The organism is Streptomyces sp. GbtcB7 (genome assembly GCF_019091445.1).
In the GTDB taxonomy this organism is placed as follows: Bacteria; Actinomycetota; Actinomycetes; order Streptomycetales; family Streptomycetaceae; genus Streptomyces; species Streptomyces mirabilis.
This window is the reverse complement of sequence record NZ_JAGXJM010000008.1, coordinates 118,481-135,075: the sequence shown is the minus strand read 5'-3', so window position 1 is coordinate 135,075 and position 16,595 is coordinate 118,481. Positions and strand designations below refer to the sequence as shown.

14 protein-coding genes are annotated in these 16,595 nt (G+C 72.9%); 8 read left to right on the top strand and 6 right to left on the bottom strand.

Annotated elements, in window-relative coordinates:
* Positions 1–230: 230 nt before the first annotated feature.
* Both KVT44_RS15600 and KVT44_RS15595 read left to right on the top strand, forming a co-directional pair.
* Complete coding sequence (locus KVT44_RS15600) at positions 231–2,831, top strand: helicase C-terminal domain-containing protein (RefSeq protein ID WP_217567483.1); 2,601 nt, start codon at positions 231–233, stop codon at positions 2,829–2,831.
* Positions 2,832–2,906: 75 nt separating this feature from the next.
* A complete protein-coding gene (locus KVT44_RS15595) occupies positions 2,907–4,550 on the top strand; it encodes a DNA repair helicase XPB (RefSeq protein WP_099921994.1) in 1,644 nt (547 codons plus the stop codon).
* Here KVT44_RS15595 and KVT44_RS15590 read toward each other — a convergent pair.
* Both KVT44_RS15590 and KVT44_RS15585 read right to left on the bottom strand, forming a co-directional pair.
* Entirely contained in the window at positions 4,508–5,539 is a 1,032-nt protein-coding gene (locus KVT44_RS15590; RefSeq protein ID WP_217567581.1) for a glycosyltransferase 87 family protein, read from the bottom strand. The genes KVT44_RS15595 and KVT44_RS15590 overlap by 43 nt on opposite strands.
* A 204-nt stretch (positions 5,540–5,743) precedes the next feature.
* Positions 5,744–5,938, bottom strand: coding sequence for a hypothetical protein (locus tag KVT44_RS15585; protein ID WP_099921993.1), 195 nt, complete (start codon positions 5,936–5,938; stop codon positions 5,744–5,746).
* Positions 5,939–6,243: 305 nt separating this feature from the next.
* On the opposite strand from KVT44_RS15585, the gene KVT44_RS15580 reads away from it, so the two are divergent.
* Entirely contained in the window at positions 6,244–8,286 is a 2,043-nt protein-coding gene (locus KVT44_RS15580) for an ATP-binding domain-containing protein (protein ID WP_217567482.1), read from the top strand.
* 117 nt (positions 8,287–8,403) lie between these two features.
* On the opposite strand, the gene KVT44_RS15575 is transcribed toward KVT44_RS15580, so the two are convergent.
* Both KVT44_RS15575 and KVT44_RS15570 read right to left on the bottom strand, forming a co-directional pair.
* Entirely contained in the window at positions 8,404–9,108 is a 705-nt protein-coding gene (locus KVT44_RS15575; RefSeq protein ID WP_217567481.1) for a copper homeostasis protein CutC, read from the bottom strand.
* Positions 9,109–9,922: 814 nt separating this feature from the next.
* Positions 9,923–10,597: a maleylpyruvate isomerase family mycothiol-dependent enzyme gene (locus KVT44_RS15570; protein ID WP_217567480.1), complete on the bottom strand. Its 675-nt coding sequence runs from the start codon at positions 10,595–10,597 to the stop codon at positions 9,923–9,925.
* 173 nt (positions 10,598–10,770) lie between these two features.
* On the opposite strand from KVT44_RS15570, the gene KVT44_RS15565 reads away from it, so the two are divergent.
* Genes KVT44_RS15565 through KVT44_RS15555 form a run of 3 tightly spaced genes read left to right on the top strand, consistent with a single transcriptional unit; the run spans position 10,771 to position 13,837 of the window.
* Positions 10,771–11,454, top strand: a complete 684-nt coding sequence (locus KVT44_RS15565; protein ID WP_217567479.1) for a hypothetical protein — start codon at positions 10,771–10,773, stop codon at positions 11,452–11,454.
* Positions 11,455–11,483: 29 nt separating this feature from the next.
* A complete protein-coding gene (locus KVT44_RS15560) occupies positions 11,484–12,713 on the top strand; it encodes a Cmx/CmrA family chloramphenicol efflux MFS transporter (RefSeq protein ID WP_217567580.1) in 1,230 nt (409 codons plus the stop codon).
* Positions 12,714–12,733: 20 nt separating this feature from the next.
* Entirely contained in the window at positions 12,734–13,837 is a 1,104-nt protein-coding gene (locus tag KVT44_RS15555) for a GNAT family N-acetyltransferase (protein ID WP_217567478.1), read from the top strand.
* A 33-nt stretch (positions 13,838–13,870) separates the two neighbouring features.
* Here the strand turns inward: KVT44_RS15555 and KVT44_RS15550 are convergent, their stop codons facing one another.
* Together KVT44_RS15550 and KVT44_RS15545 are read right to left on the bottom strand one after the other, a co-directional pair.
* Entirely contained in the window at positions 13,871–14,137 is a 267-nt protein-coding gene (locus tag KVT44_RS15550) for a DUF4031 domain-containing protein (protein ID WP_054235190.1), read from the bottom strand.
* On the bottom strand, positions 14,134–14,529 hold the full coding sequence (locus tag KVT44_RS15545; RefSeq protein ID WP_217567477.1) for a hypothetical protein: 396 nt from the start codon (positions 14,527–14,529) through the stop codon (positions 14,134–14,136). The genes KVT44_RS15550 and KVT44_RS15545 overlap by 4 nt, the downstream gene beginning before the upstream one ends.
* Positions 14,530–14,584: 55 nt before the next feature.
* On the opposite strand from KVT44_RS15545, the gene KVT44_RS15540 reads away from it, so the two are divergent.
* Both KVT44_RS15540 and murQ read left to right on the top strand, forming a co-directional pair.
* A complete protein-coding gene (locus KVT44_RS15540; protein ID WP_217567476.1) occupies positions 14,585–15,508 on the top strand; it encodes a MurR/RpiR family transcriptional regulator in 924 nt (307 codons plus the stop codon).
* Between the two features lie 128 nt (positions 15,509–15,636).
* Positions 15,637–16,587, top strand: coding sequence for an N-acetylmuramic acid 6-phosphate etherase (gene murQ, locus KVT44_RS15535; protein ID WP_217567475.1), 951 nt, complete (start codon positions 15,637–15,639; stop codon positions 16,585–16,587).
* Positions 16,588–16,595 lie beyond the last annotated feature (8 nt).

The window sequence follows — 16,595 nt, the reverse complement described above, 5'->3', positions numbered from 1 at the left end:
CTACCCGACCCATCCCCACCTGGGGGCTCCGCCCCCAGACCCCCGGGTGGGTTCTTCGGCTGCGGGTGGGTGGGGGCTGGTCGCGCAGTTCCCCGCGCCCCTGGGGGGCGGGGCTGCGCCCCTGCCCCCCACCCACCCGCAGCCGGGCAACACACCCGGGGTCCGGGGCGTAGCCCCGGGGATGGGGTGGGTAGGGGCGGCGGGGGCGAGAAACCACTACCGTTGAGCGGATGAGCACAGAGGAGCACCCCACGCCGGACCGAACCCCGGACCCCGCCCCGCAGGGCACCGCTCCGCGCTCCCTCGCGGAAGCCCTCCGCGCCCGGGACGACGCCTCCCTGTCGGCCCTCCTCCGCACCCGCCCCGACCTCATCACCCCCGTCCCCACGGACCTCACCCAGCTCGCCACCCGCGCCGGCACCCGCGCCTCGGTGGTCCGCGCCCTGGAGCGCCTGGACCGGTTCACGCTCCAGACCGCGGAGGCCCTCGCCGTCGCGTCGGAACCGGCGGCGCACGACGAACTGCTCGCACTGCTGGCGGGCGACGACAACGACCCGGCGGTCACGGCGGCGTTCCCGCGCGCTCTGGGGACGCTCCGCGAGCAGGCCCTGGTGTGGGGCCCCGACGACCGCCTGCGCCTCGTACGGACGGCGCGCGAGCTGCTCGCGCCGTCCCCCCAGCACCCGTCCCCCACCGGCCTGGGCCCGACCGTCGCCGAAGCCACGGCCGGGATGTCCCCGGGGCGCATCCAGGAGATCGTGGCCGAGGCCGGACTGCCGACCACCCACGACTCCGTCTCCGCCGTCGCCTCGCTCACCGCACTGTTCACCGACCGGGCCCGGATGTCGGCGCTCCTCGACACCGCCCCGGCCGAGGCGGTGGACGTGCTGTCCCGGCTGGTGTGGGGGCCGCCGTACGGCCAGGTGACCGCCGACCCGGCACGCCATCTGCGCTGGCTGATCGACCGCGGGCTGCTGCTGCCGACGGGGCCCGGCACGGTCGTACTGCCCCGGGAGGTCGCCCTGCATCTGCGGGCGGGCCGCGCGCACCGGGCGACGGAACCGGTGGCTCCGGCGGTCGAGGCCGCGCGGACGCACCGTCCACAGGTTGTGGACAGTGCGGCGGCCGGCCAGGCGTACACGGCGCTCGCCACCGTCGAGGAGCTGCTGAAGGACTGGCACGAGGGCGGGCCCGCCGTACTGCGCGCCGGTGGGCTCAGCGTGCGGGACCTGAAGCGGACGGCGGTGGCGCTCGACGTCGCGGAGCCGGTGGCCGCGTTCTGGGTCGAGCTCGCCTACGCGGCGGGACTGCTGGCCTCGGACGGGGAGGCCGACGAGCGGTACGCGGCCACCCCCGCCTACGACGAGTGGCTGGAGAGGCCCGCCGCCGAACGGTGGGCCACGCTCGCCTCGGCGTGGCTGGCCGCGACCCGTACGGCGGGCCTGATCGGCGGACGGGACACGAAGGACCGTACGTTGTCGGCGCTGGGCCCCGGCCTTGACCGCTCGGCGGCCCCCGAGGTCCGCCACCGCGTCCTCACCCTCCTCGCCACCCTGCCCGAGGGCGCCGCCGCCACCCCGGACTCGGTCCTCGCCCACCTCCAGTGGGAGCGTCCGCCGCGCGGGGACCGGAGCACGGCCGAGGATCTGCGGACCCGGCTCGCCCGGTGGACGCTGTCCGAGTCGGAGCTGCTGGGGGTCACCGGCCGGGGCGCCCTCTCGGCGCAGGGGCGGGCGCTGCTGGGGCTGCCGTCGGCGAGCGTGCGGGAGACCGGGACGCACGCCCCGTCCGGACCCGGCGACAAGCTCCCCGCCCACAAACACCACCGCCCCGCCGTCGAGGCCCCCCTCTCCGAAACCCCGCGCTCCCCCGCCGAGCAGGCCGCTGCCGCCGCCCACGCCGCCCGGCTCCTCGCCCCGCTGCTGCCCGAGCCCCTGGACCACGTCCTCCTCCAGGCGGACCTGACCGCCGTCGCCCCCGGCCCGCTGGAGCGGCCCCTCGCCGACACGCTCGGCGTGCTCGCGGACGTCGAGTCGAAGGGCGGGGCGACGGTCTACCGCTTCACCCCGGGGTCGGTACGCCGCGCTCTGGATGCGGGCCGGTCGGCCTCGGACCTGCACGCGTTCCTCGCGGCCCACTCCCGCACGCCCGTCCCGCAGCCGCTCGCCTATCTGATCGACGACGTGGCCCGTCGGCACGGCCATCTGCGGATCGGGGCGGCCTCGGCCTACGTCCGCTGCGACGACGACGCGCTGCTGAGCGAGATCCTCGCCGACAAGCGCTCGCAGGGACTGCGGCTGCGCCGCCTCGCACCCACCGTGCTCGCCGCCCAGGCCGACCCGGCGGCCCTGCTGGAGGGCCTGCGCTCGATGGGCTTCGCGCCCGCCGCGGAGTCCGCCGAGGGTGATGTGCTGATCACCCGCGCGCACGCCCACCGCACCCCGCCGCGCTCCGCCCCCGTGCCGGTCCCGGACGGTCCGCCGGTGCCCGACGCCACCCTCCTCGGCGCCGCGGTCCGCGCCATCCGCGCCGGTGACCTGGCCTCCACGACCCCGCGCAAGGACACGCAGGCACCGGCGCCGGGCAACGGCGAGCTGCCGCGCACCAGCTCCGCCGAGACCCTCGCCACCATGCAGGCCGCCGTCATGACCGGCGAGGCGGTGTGGATCGGGTACGTGAACGCCGAGGGCGCCGCCAGCCAGCGCGTCATCGCCCCGATCCGGGTGGAGGGCGGCTTCGTGACGGCGTACGACCACACCGCGGACGAGGTCCGCACCTATCCGTTGCACCGCGTGACGGGGGTCGCCGAGCTCGCCGACGACCAGCCGTGATCACCGCCTCTTGAGGCACACTGGACGTTTGGCCAGTCATCCGCGCGGGGTGACGGCACGCAGAAAGGGACGGGTGTGAACGGACCCCTCATCGTCCAGAGCGACAAGACCCTGCTCCTGGAAGTCGACCACGAGCAGGCCGACGCCTGCCGTCGGGCCATCGCGCCGTTCGCCGAGCTGGAGCGCGCGCCCGAGCACATTCACACCTACCGGGTGACGCCGCTCGGCCTGTGGAACGCGCGCGCCGCGGGCCACGACGCCGAGCAGGTCGTCGACGCGCTCGTCGAGTTCAGCCGCTACCCCGTGCCGCACGCGCTGCTCGTCGACATCGCCGAGACGATGGACCGTTACGGGCGTCTCACCCTCAGCAAGCACCCGGCCCACGGGCTGGTCCTGACCACCACCGACCGGCCCGTCCTGGAGGAGATCCTGCGGTCGAAGCGGGTCATCCCGCTCGTCGGCAACCGGATCGACCCGGACACCGTGGCCGTGCACCCCTCCGAGCGCGGACAGATCAAGCAGACGCTGCTGAAGCTGGGCTGGCCGGCCGAGGACCTCGCCGGGTACGTCGACGGGGAGGCGCACCCGATCGAGCTGGCGGAGGACGGCTGGGCGCTGCGGCCGTACCAGAAGCAGGCCGTGGAGAACTTCTGGCACGGCGGGTCGGGCGTTGTCGTCCTGCCCTGCGGAGCCGGGAAGACGCTCGTCGGCGCCGGGTCCATGGCGCAGGCCAAAGCCACCACGCTCATCCTCGTCACCAACACCGTCTCCGCCCGGCAGTGGAAGCACGAGCTGGTGAAGCGGACCTCGCTGACCGAGGACGAGATCGGCGAGTACAGCGGGACGAGGAAGGAGATCCGCCCGGTCACCATCGCCACCTACCAGGTGCTGACGACCAAGCGGAAGGGCGTCTATCCCCACCTGGAGCTGTTCGACTCCCGGGACTGGGGACTCATCGTCTACGACGAGGTGCACCTGCTGCCCGCGCCCGTCTTCAAGTTCACGGCCGATCTCCAGGCGCGGCGGCGGCTGGGCCTGACCGCGACCCTGGTCCGCGAGGACGGGCGCGAGTCGGACGTCTTCTCGCTCATCGGGCCCAAGCGGTTCGACGCGCCCTGGAAGGAGATCGAGGCGCAGGGGTACATCGCGCCCGCCGACTGTGTCGAGGTCCGCGTCAACCTCACCGACGCCGAGCGGCTCGCGTACGCCACCGCCGAGACCGAGGAGAAGTACCGCTTCTGCGCGACGACCGCGACCAAGCGGAAGGTGACCGAGGCGCTGGTACGGAAGTTCGCGGGGCAGCAGATCCTCGTGATCGGCCAGTACATCGACCAACTCGACGAGCTGGGCGAGCACTTGAACGCGCCCGTCATCAAGGGCGAGACCAGCAACGCGCAGCGGGAGAAGCTGTTCGACGCCTTCCGGGAGGGCGAGATCAGCGTGCTCGTCGTGTCGAAGGTCGCCAACTTCTCCATCGACCTGCCGGAGGCGACCGTCGCCATCCAGGTGTCGGGCACCTTCGGCTCGCGCCAGGAGGAGGCCCAGCGGCTCGGCCGCGTGCTGCGCCCGAAGGCCGACGGCCACCAGGCGCACTTCTACTCCGTCGTCGCCCGCGACACCATCGACCAGGACTTCGCCGCGCATCGGCAGCGGTTCCTGGCGGAGCAGGGGTACGCCTACCGGATCGTCGACGCCGACGAACTCCTGACCGACATCTGAACCAGCAGTACCAACCCCAGTAGGGGGTACGGCGAGGCGAACGGCTGCTGCCACCAGGGGAGAGCGAGGTCCAGATCACCCTGGTGCGGAACCAGCCAGAGGGTGCGGGCCGCGAAGACCACGGCGGTGGCGGCGGCCGGGCGCGGGCCGTGATCGGCGTACAGCACGGCGATCAGCGGGACGCACCACACCCAGTGGTGCGACCAGCTGATGGGTGAGATCAGCAGGGCCGTGAGGGCGGTGACGAGGACGCCCTGGCGGTCGGTGCGCGCGCGGCGGGCCAGCCACAGTCCCGCCGCCGCGACGGCCAGCGCGGGTACGGCCCACAGCGGACCCGGTGCCGGGTCCCCCAGCGCCCGGGCAATCAGCCCCTGGAGCGACTGGTTGTCGACGATCCACACCTTGCCGACGCGGCCGGTCTCGTAGAGCCGCCGGGTCCAGAAGTCGACGCTCGCGGCGGGAAGGGCGAGCGCTCCCAGGAGCACGGTCCCGGCGAAGGCCGCCAGGGCGGTGGCCGCTTCCCGTCGCCGGCCCCTGAGCAGCAGATACGCCACGAAGACGGCGGGGGTCAGTTTCACCCCGGCCGCGATGCCGAGGACGATGCCCTTGCCGGGGGCGCCGGGCGGCCGTGTCAGGTCCCAGAGGATCAGGCAGGCGACGGCGAGGTTGATCTGGCCGAAGAGCACGGTCTGGAAGACGGGTTCGAGCCACAGGGCGAGCGCGGTGGCGGCGCAGAGCGCGGGCAGCCGCGTCGGCAGGCCCGCGAGACGGCAGGAGAGCCGGACCAGCACGGCCAGCAGGGCCACGTTCCCGGCGACGAAGGCCGCCTTGAGGACGGACAGCGGGAGCCAGGCCAGCGGGACGAAGAGGACCGCCGCGAAGGGCGGGTACGTGGCGGGCAGCTGCCACTCGGTGACGGTGAACCCGTAGAGATCCGTGCCGTGGGCGACGGCCGCACCCTCGGCCCGGTAGACGAGCGCGTCGGCCATCGGGGTGCGCCGGAGAAGACACAGCGCGGCGAACGCGGCGAGGGAAGCGGCAAGCAGAAGGAGGGGCAGAAGAGACGCGGGGAGGCGGGAGACGGAGGAACGGGGGACGGAGAACGGGAGAACTTCGTCGAGTGAGCGATCGGTCACGTTCCGCTGAAGCACGGAGTGACCCTAGTGCCGGGACGGTTCACCCCGGCGGACGGCTCACCGGTGTCGTACGCCCGCCTCCTCCTCGTACTCACCGAGGAGCACCACGCCGAACGCCGCGCCCACGAAGACCTTGACGGCGCGCAGGGCGTCGCCGACACGGTGGCGGTGGTGGGCGGCGGAGAAGGCGGTCGCGCCACGAGCGGCGGGACCGCGCTGGGAAGGGCCTGGGGTGAAGGTTGCTGCGCTCATGTATCCATGATGGAATCCGCGACCCCATATGGCGTCGGCCTATGGACCGAACCTCGGCGGCCCCTCGTACGCCTCCAGGCCTCTGCGTGTACGCCTCACGACGGACGGCGACCCCTAGGGATATGGGGGTCGCATCCCTGATGCCGCGAAAAAGGGTTGGCCCGGACCTCCTCCCCTGACCTAGAATCTCCGCTCTTGCCCGCCTCCCTCGACGGAGTGCCGCCGCCCGGACGGAAACCGGACAGCATCCAACGGCTCGACCGCCGTACCCACTCACACGCAGCAGGTCTTCCGGAGGCACCACGTTGTCCACCCCACCCGCCCAGGACCCCCTCTCCCGCGAGCGCGCCCACCTCGGCTCGTCCCGCGCGGCACTGCGCGCGATGCGCGAGGACGTGGAGAACCTCGACATCACCGACGTCACCGCGAACTGGGTGAACGCCGCGGTCCTCCAGCACCAGATCGACGAGCGGATCAAGGCCCTCGCCGACCTCAGCCACACCCCGCTGTTCTTCGGCCGCCTCGACTATCTGCACGCACCCGGCGCCGACAAGGCGGAGGGTGCGGAGGGCGAGCGTTTCTACATCGGGCGCCGGCATGTGCACGACGCCGAGGGCGACCCGATGGTCATCGACTGGCGCGCGCCGGTGTCGCAGCCGTTCTACCGGGCCTCGAAGAAGGACCCGATGGACGTCGGACTGCGCCGCCGCTTCGGGTACACCAGCGGCGACCTCACGGCGTACGAGGACGAGCACCTGTCCGACCCCTCCGAGGCCGCGGCGACCAGCAAGCTGCTCCAGCAGGAGATCGAGCGCCCGCGCGTGGGCCCGATGCGGGACATCGTGGCGACCATCCAGCCGGAGCAGGACGAGATCGTACGGTCGGGTCTCGCGGGCTCCGTCTGTGTGCAGGGCGGCCCCGGCACCGGGAAGACGGCCGTCGGCCTGCACCGCGTCGCCTACCTCCTCTACGCCCACCGGGAGCGGCTGGCCCGCACCGGCACCCTGGTCATCGGGCCGAACAAGTCCTTCCTGCACTACATCGAGCAGGTGCTGCCCGCGCTGGGCGAGCTCGAGGTCAAGCAGGCGACGGTCGACGACCTCGTCGCGCATGTGGAGGTACACGGGACGGACGACGCGACCGCCGCTGTCGTCAAGGGCGACGCCCGGATGGCCGAGGTGCTGCGCCGGGCCGTCCGCTCGCATGTGACGCTCCCGACCGAGGGCGTCGTGGTCGTACGCGGGTCGCGGCGCTGGCGTGTCCCGGCGTACGAACTCGAGACGATCGTCGGGGAGTTGCTGGACCGCGACATCCGGTACGGCGCCGCCCGCGAGGCCCTTCCGCAGCGGATCGCGCACGCCGTGCTGGTCCAGATGGAGCGCTCGGGCGAGGCACCGGACGACCGGGTGCAGGACGCCGTGGCCCGCAACACCGCGGTGAAGGCGGCCGTCAAGGCGATCTGGCCGCCGGTCGACCCCGCCAAACTGGTCCTTCGCCTGCTCACCGACGCCGACTTCCTGGCCGTCCACGCGGACGGGATCCTCGACGAGGACGAACAGAAGGAGATCCTCTGGTCGAAGCCGGTGCGGTCGGTGAAGTCGGCCAAGTGGTCGCCCGCCGACGCCGTGCTGATCGACGAGGCCACCGATCTCGTCCAACGCACCCACTCCCTCGGCCATGTCGTGCTCGACGAGGCGCAGGATCTGTCGCCGATGCAGTACCGGGCGGTGGGGCGGCGCTGCACGACGGGTTCGGCGACCGTGCTCGGTGATCTCGCGCAGGGCACGACCCCCTGGGCGACGCGGAGTTGGGACGAGGCGCTCGCGCACCTCGGCAAGGGGGACGCGGTGATCGAGGAGCTGACCGCCGGTTTCCGCGTCCCCACCGACGTCATCACCTACGCCTCCCGACTGCTGCCGCACATCGCGCCGGGCCTGACCCCGGTGGCGTCGGTCCGTGAGAACCCGGGCTTCTTCGAGGTGCGGCCGACGACCGCCGACGAGCAGGTCGTGGACGCCTGCGAGGAGTTGCTGCGCAACGAGGGTTCGATCGGTCTCATCGCCGCCGACGCCCGGATCCCGGCACTGACCGAGGCGCTGGCGGCGGCGGGCCTGACGTACCTGGGCCCCGGCGAGGAGACGACGGCTCAGACCCGCCTCACCCTCGTCCCCGCCTCCCTCGCCAAGGGCCTGGAGTACGACTACGTGGTCCTGGACGAGCCGCAGGCCGTGGTCGACGGCGAGCCGGACGAGCGGACCGGGCTGCGCCGCCTGTACGTGGCCCTGACCCGAGCGGTCTCGGGCCTGACCGTCACCCACGCGGCCCCACTGCCGCAGCAGCTGGCCTAGGACCTGTCCGGGCCGGGCGGGCCCTTCGACGGCGACGAGGCACGCGTGCGGCCGTGCTCTTCACGGCTCTCCATGGCTCTCCATGGCTCTCCGTGGCCTTCATGTCGATGCCGGCCCCTACGCGTCCAGGACCTGCCGCCACTCCCGTACGGCCGCCACCGCCACCGGCCCGTCCCATCCGCCGGGCCGGGCCGCCCCACCGATGTGGAAGGCGTCGATCCGCGCGGCCCTCAGCCGAGGAACGTGATCGAGACGCAGCCCGCCGCCCACCATGATCCGGGGCTCGTAGCCGGGTTCGGTGCGGCGGGCGGCCTCGGCGAGGAGGGTCGGGAAACCGTCGTCCACGCCGTCCGGGGAACCCGCCGTGAGGTACGCGTCCAGGCCCGGCAGGTCCGCGAGCTGCTTGCGCAGGGAGTCGCGGTCGGCGGCGCGGTCGATCGCGCGGTGGAACGTCCAGGGGCAGCCGTCCAGTTCCGCGACGATCCGCTCTACGGCGGACAGGTCGGGACCGCCGTGCTCGTCGAGGAAACCGAGCACGAACTCGTCCGCTCCGGCGGCCCGCATCTCCCCCGCGAGCCGTACGAGCGCGTCGACGTCCTTGGCGTCGCCCGCCGCGAAGCCGTCCGCCCGCCTCAGCATCACGCGCAGCGAGATGTCGACGGCGGCGCGGATCCCGACGAAGGTCTCCACCGCCGGGGTGAGCCCGTCGGCGGCCATGTCGGTGACCAGCTCCAGCCGGTCGGCGCCTCCGGCCTGGGCGGCGACCGCGTCCTCCACGCCGAGGGCGATCACCTCCAGAACTGCACGCTTGCGCTCGCTCATGGGGCCTCTTCCTCTGGGGCGGCTACAGGTCTAGTCCAATCTCAGGGTACGCCGCGATCACCGACCACCGCGAGAAGGCCTCGCCCTTTACCGGGGCACATCATCGGGGCTCCGCCCCGAATCCCCGTCCACCCGAATGCGTTCGCCTGCGGGACGGCGGTGGCTGATCGCGCAGTTCCCCGCGCCCCCCAAGACGGGGCTCCGCCCCGAATCCCCCGCCCATCCGAATTCGTTCGTCTGCGGGACGGTGGGGGCTCGTCGCGCAGTTCCCCGCGCCCCCAAGGCGGGGCTCCGCCCCGAATTCCCCGTCCGCGCGGAGTGCTTTGGCTGCGGGACGGTGGGGGCTTGTCGCGCAGTTCCCCTCGCCCCTGAAGGCCTCGGCTCGGCCGGCGTTCAAGGGGCCCCTGATCCCAGGGGCCGCACCCCACCCACCCCGGCCCGCATCCCTGAGCCCGCCCGGCGATTGAGGACGAGGCCGGAGGCCACCCCACGTCCACCCCACCCCGGCCCTCACACTCAGCCCGACCGGCAATTGAGGACAAGGCCGGAGGCCGATGCCCCACCCACCCCCAGGTCCACCCGCCCCGGCCCGCATCACTCAACCCGACCGGCGATTGAGGACAAGGCCGGAGGCCGACGCCCCACCCACCCCCAGGTCCACCCACCCACCCCGGCCCGCATCACTCAGCCCGTCCGGCGTTTGAGGACGAGGCCGTTCAGGCCGATTCGGGGGTCCGGGGGCGGAGCCCCCGGGGATGGGACGGGTAGGGGCGGCGGGGGCGAGGGGAGGCTGGGGCGCTGTCGTGGCGGCGCGTCAGCCGAAGATGTTCAGGTCCCGCTCGGCCGCCCCGGCCAACTCGTACCCCGTGCCGGAAACAGGACGCCCGGCGTACAGCCGGATCAGTGTCGGGGCGTCGCCGATGTAGCGCGCCGGCGGCCGATCCCCCGCCACGCCACCCAACCGCAACGGCTCGTCCAGATCGTCGAGGTCGGCGTGCACAGGGACATGCCCCCTCTCGCGGCTGACGCGCGCGAGCAAGGTCAACGCGTAGGGAAGCCCCGCCCCCGCATACGCCCCCGGCTCCCCGAACGCGTCTCGCACATCCCCCGCATGCACCCACTCCCCGAGCGCGACCCCATCCAGCACCCCACCCGCCTCGGCGATAACCACCCCCGCCTCACTCATCCCCCGCTCCAGCTCGTCCACGATCTCCCCCACGGACCAGCCGGCCCGCTCGGCGATGTCACGGTCGTTCGCCTCGGGCGAGAACACCCCCTCCTCGAACCGGCTCTCCACCACCCGGGTCAGCGCGGCCCCGCAGTGCGCGAGCACATCCCGCACGGTCCACCCAGGACACGCGGTCGGCAGCCCGAAGTCCTCCCCCGGCCGGGCCCGCAGCAGCGGTATCAGCGCGTCGCGCTCAACGGTCAGCAGCCGCCCCGGCAGCCCGGGATCCCTCGCCTCGTACACGTCAGCAGGAGTCGTCATGCCCTCCACGCTAGGACCTGTCCGGCGGATCATGCCGGAGACGCGGGGTTTGGCACGCGCATCTGCCGCGTTGTCGTCACTCGCCGGTGCTCATGAGGCACCGACGCTTCTCTCCGGCCTGCTCCGCCGGACAGGCCCTAGGGGCCAAGCAGCCCAAGCGGGAGAATCGACGCATGCCCGACCTCGACGCGCTGCGCACCCGCTGGTCCCATGCCCTCGACGGCGCCCGCTCCCCCGGCGGCCCCGACCCTGCCCCGTACGCGGACAACCTCCTCGCCCGCTGGCAGGAGCCACAGCGCCACTACCACACCGTCGCGCACCTGACCGCGGTCCTCGACCACATCGACGTACTGGAGGAGTACGCGGACGACCCCGCCCTCGTCCGCCTCGCCGCCTGGTTCCACGACGCCGTCTACCTCCCCGACCGCTCCGAGAACGAGGAACGCTCCGCCCGCCTCGCCGAACGCGCCCTCCCCGAGGCCGGGGTGAGGGAGGAGAAGTCGGTCGAGGTCGGGCGTCTCGTCCGGCTCACCGTCACCCACGCCCCGACCGACGACGACCGCAACGGCCAGGTCCTCTGCGACGCCGACCTCGCGATCCTCGCCTCGGCCCCGGACACCTACGCCGCCTACACCGCCGCCGTCCGCGAGGAGTACGCCTTCGTCCCGGACGAGGCGTTCCGGGCGGGCCGGGCGGCCGTACTGCGTCAACTCCTCGACCTGTCACGGCTGTTCAGGACCCCGTACGGAACACGGGAGTGGGAGGAGCGGGCCCGGGAGAACATCCGGCGCGAGCTCGCCCACCTCACCGAAGCCACCCCGGACTCACCGAACCCACCCCGGAAGGCCGCCAAGTGAGCCGCCCCGGTCCGCCGCCCGGCGCCCGCATGCCCCTCGCCGTCTACATCCTCGCCCTCTCCGTCTTCGCCCTCGGGACCAGCGAGTTCATGCTCTCGGGGCTCCTGCCGCCCATCGCCGACGACATGGGTGTCACCATTCCGCAGGCGGGTCTGCTCATATCGGCGTTCGCCATAGGCATGGTCGTCGGCGCGCCGCTGCTCGCCGTGGCCACCCTCCGCCTCCCCCGCCGTACCACCCTCGTCTCGCTCATCGCCGTCTTCGGGCTCGGCCAGATCGCCGGCGCGCTGGCGCCGACGTACGCCGTGCTCTTCGCCTCCCGGATCGTCAGCGCCCTCGCCTGTGCGGGCTTCTGGGCGGTGGGCGCGGCGGTGGCGATCGCGATGGTCCCGGTGACCTCCCGGGCCCGCGCGCTCGCGGTGATGATCGGCGGCCTGTCGGTCGCGAACGTGCTCGGGGTCCCGGCCGGTGCCTTCCTCGGCGAGCATCTCGGCTGGCGGTCCGCGTTCTGGGCCGTCGGCGCGGCCTCCGCGATCGCCCTGGTCGGGGTCGTCACCCTCATCCCCCGCATCCCGCTCCCCGACGAGACGCCGCAGCTCAGGCGGGAACTCTCCATCTACCGTGACACGCAGGTCCGGCTCACCGTCGCTCTCGTGATGCTCGCCGCGGGCGGCGTCTTCTGCACGTTCAGCTATCTCTCGCCGCTGCTCACGGATGTCGCCGGGCTCGACGACGGCTGGGTGCCGAGCGTGCTCGCGCTCTTCGGGGTCGGGGCGCTGATCGGTACGACGATCGGCGGGCGGGTCGCCGACGCGCACCTCTTCGGGGTGCTCCTCTCCGGCACCGCGGCCTCGACCACCGTCCTCGTGGCGCTCGCGCTCCTGGGGCAGTACGCGATCGCGGCCGTGGCTCTCTCCTTCCTCCTCGGCGTCACCTGCTTCTTCACCGCCCCGGCGCTCAACGCCCGGCTCTTCAACCTCGCCGGGGCCGCCCCCACCCTGGCCGGTGCCACCACCACGGCCGCCTTCAACCTCGGCAACACCGGCGGCCCCTGGGTCGGCGGCACGGTCATCGACGCGGGTCTCGGCTACGCGGCGACGGCCTGGGCGGGCGCGGCCATGACGGTGACGGGCCTGGGGGTGGCCGCGGTCTCGCTGCGCCTCCAGCGCCGTACCCGGGCCTCCCGCGTGGTGGTGTCCATGAACAAGAAGGCCGAAAAGGCCGACAGGACCAACAATCCAGTACGTAACGACGTCTGACCGCGCCTATCCTCAGCCGCATGCGATCCATGGGTGGGGACCAGGTGGAGGAAGCCGTCGCGGGCGCCGTCGCGCTGTTGCGGGCGGTGGCCGGGCGGGACTGGGACGGCGTCGGGGCGGGCCGTCTCGAGTGGAGCTGCCGCAGGACCGCCGAGCACATCGCGGACGATCTCCTCGCGTACGCGGGCCAGTTGGCGGGGCGGGCCACCACGGCGTACGTGCCCTTCGAGATCACCCTGGACGACGGCACCGACAACGCGGGCGTCGTCGACGTGATCGAGACGACCGGCGCCCTGCTCGCCGCCGCCGTGCGCACCACGCCGCGCGAGGTGCGCGCCTTCCACCCGTATCCGTTCCGCAGCGCGAACCGCGAGGGCTTCGCCGCGATGGGTGTCACCGAGGTGCTGCTGCACACGCATGACATCGCGCAGGGTCTCGGGGTCGCCTACGACCCGCCGACCGAGCTCTGCACGGACGTACTCACCCGGATCTTTCCGCACGTCAGGCCGGGGTCCGACCCGTGGCTCACCCTCCTGTGGGCGACCGGCCGCGGCGAGTTGCCCGGCCGCGCCCCGCTCACCGAGTGGCACTGGAGCAACAACCTGGTGATCGAGGCCGGACGGCTCACGCTCCAAGGAGTCACCCCGGCCGCCGCCGCCGATCTGCGCGCGGGGGGCACCGGCGGCTTCGAGTGGATCGAGGGCGGCCCCTTCGACGGCACGCGGGACGCCGCCGGAATGGTCCTGAAGGCGTACGAGAGCGGGGTGCACCGCCCGGAGTGGGGCATGTTCGTGCTTGTACGGACCGAGGACGGCCGGGCGGTCGGCGCGATGGGCTTCCACGGCGCGCCCGACGAGGACGGCCGCGCGGAAGTCGGCTACGACCTCGCCGAGAACGCCCGCGGCCACGGCTACGCGACCGAGGCCCTGCGCGCCCTGGCCGCCTGGGCCCTCGCCCACGACGAGCTCGACATCCTCTTCGCGGCCATAGAGCGGACCAACGCGCCCTCCCAGCGGGTCATCGCGCGCGCCGGTTTCACCCGGGTGAGCGAGGACGAGGAGGAGTACGCGTACGAGCTGCGTGCGCAGGATCCGTCGCTGCGGGTGTACGCCCGTACGGACTGACCTCCGCCCACCGGGGTGGGGCGACCGGTCCTCCTACCGACCGACGTACTTGCGCCGGCGCAGCCCCGCGCCGTACAGCAGCCGCACCACCTCGCGGCTGCTGACCTCCACCGCCCCGGCGCGCACGGCGTCCGCGTACCGGTGGGAGGGGAGGTCGTAGTGGTCGCGCTCGAAGGCGCGCGGCGGTACGCCCAAGTCCGCTGCGAACAGGTGCAGTTCGTCGTACGAGACGTCGCTGACCAGGTGCGACCAGAGGCGCCCGTGCCCCGGCCAGGCGGGTGGGTCGATGTAGACGGTCACGAGGACGGCGTCTCGCCGGTCGCCGACCCCAGGCATCCCACGGACGCGACCTTCACGCCCGCCTTGTGGCAGACCCAGTGCGGGTCGGGCCCGAGCTCCGGCTCTACGTCGAGGGCGTGCGGGTCGCCCGAGCCGCAGACCGGGCACAGCGGCCAGCGCCCGTACCGCTCCAGCAGCGCGTCCTGTACGTCCTGGGCGACGAGCCCGGCCACATAGCCGACGCCCTCCGGCCATTGCTCGACCCACCATCGGCGCTGCACCACCGAGTCCTCGACGAGCGAGACGACATCCGCCTCGGCGACCTCACCCGCGACGAGATCGGCGAGAACGAGGGCGCGGGCCGCGTGCAACGCCTGCTCCAAGGGGCTGAGGGGATGGTTGGTGGGGTCCATGCACCCATTGTGCGCACCCTTGACCGCATACCCCAGCAGAAAATATCTTTCACAAGTGACCCAAGAAGTGAAGGAAATTTTCGCCGGTGAGGCTCCGCCCGCTCCCGCGGCTCTCGCGGCCAAGGTGCGGACGCTCGCCCCGTCGATGACCCGCTCCATGCAACGGGTCGCCGAGGCCGTCGCCGGCGACCCGGCGGGCTGCGCGGCCCTCACGGTCACCGGCCTCGCCGAACTCACCGGCACGAGCGAGGCCACGGTCGTGCGCACCGCCCGCCTGCTGGGCTACCCCGGCTACCGCGACCTGCGCCTCGCGCTCGCCGGCCTCGCCGCCCAGCAGCAGTCGGGCCGCGCCCCCGCCGTCACCGCGGACATCGCGGTCGACGACCCCATCGCGGACGTCGTCGCGAAACTCGCGTACGACGAGCAGCAGACCCTCGCCGACACCGCGGCAGGGCTCGACACGGTCCAGCTGGGCGCGGCCGTCACCGCACTCGCCGCCGCCCGCCGGATCGACATCTACGGCGTCGGCGCGTCCGGCCTCGTCGCCCAGGACCTGGCCCAGAAGCTGCTGCGCATCGGACTCATAGCCCACCCGCACAGCGATCCGCACCTCGCCGTCACCAACGCGGTGCAACTGCGGGCCAAGGACGTGGCGATCGCGATCACCCACTCCGGCTCGACGGGCGACGTCATCGAGCCACTGCGGGTCGCCTTCGAACGCGGGGCGACGACGGTCGCGATCACCGGCCGCCCGAACGGGCCCGTCACGCAGTACGCCGATCACATACTCACCACGTCCACGGCCCGCGAGAGCGAGTTGCGTCCCGCGGCGATGTCGTCACGCACCAGCCAGTTGCTGGTGGTGGACTGTCTGTTCGTGGGGGTCGCCCAGCGGACGTACGAGACGGCGGCGCCGGCGCTGTCCGCGTCGTACGAGGCGCTGGCGCACCGCCACAGTCCTCGGGGCCGTATGCGGTAACGCTCCGCTGGGAGCCTGGGAAAACTGGATGCCGTCGTCACGCTGCGGGCCGAATGTGGCTGGTCGCGCAGTTCCCCGCGCCCCTGAAGGGGCGCTTTACCACCCCGCGTTGAAAAGAGCCGTTCGTCATGACCTCCTCCACCGCCGACGCCTCCTCCAACCACCACTCCCTGCGGGCCGAGTTGGAGACGTTGACCACTGAGGCGTTCCGTCCTGAGCTGTCCGAGATCGACCGGCTGTCGACGCTGGAGATCGCGAAGATCATGAACGCCGAGGACGCGACCGTGCCGACGGCCGTCGCGACCCAGCTGCCCCGTATCGCCGCCGCGATCGACGCCGTGGCCGAGCGCATGTCCCGCGGCGGCCGGCTGATCTACGCGGGCGCGGGCACCGCGGGCCGCCTCGGCGTGCTGGACGCCTCCGAGTGTCCGCCCACCTTCAACACCGACCCGTCCGAGGTCGTGGGCCTGATCGCGGGCGGCCCGAGCGCCATGGTCACCTCGGTCGAGGGCGCCGAGGACTCCAAGGAGCTGGCCGAGGCCGACCTGAAGGAGCTCTCCCTGACCCCCGACGACACGGTGGTCGGCGTCTCCGCCTCCGGCCGCACCCCGTACGCCGTCGGCGCGGTCGAACACGCCCGCGCGCGCGGCGCGTTGACGATCGGCCTGTCCTGCAACGCGCACAGCGCGCTGGCCGCCGCGGCTGAGCACGGCATCGAGATCGTCGTCGGGCCCGAGCTGCTGACCGGCTCGACCCGCCTCAAGGCGGGCACGGCGCAGAAACTCGTCCTGAACATGCTCTCGACCATCACGATGATCCGTCTCGGCAAGACGTACGGGAACCTGATGGTCGACGTCCGCGCCTCGAACGAGAAGCTGCGGGCCCGCTCCCGCCGTATCGTCGCCCTCGCGACCGGCGCCTCGGACGAGGAGATCGAACAGGCCCTCGCGGCCACCGACGGCGAGGTGAAGAACGCCATCCTCACCATCCTCGGCGGCGTGGACGGGCCCACGGCGGCCCGCCTTCTGGAGGAGAGCGACGGCCATCTGCGCGCGGCGCTCGCCGCATCGACGGGCTGATCAGCACC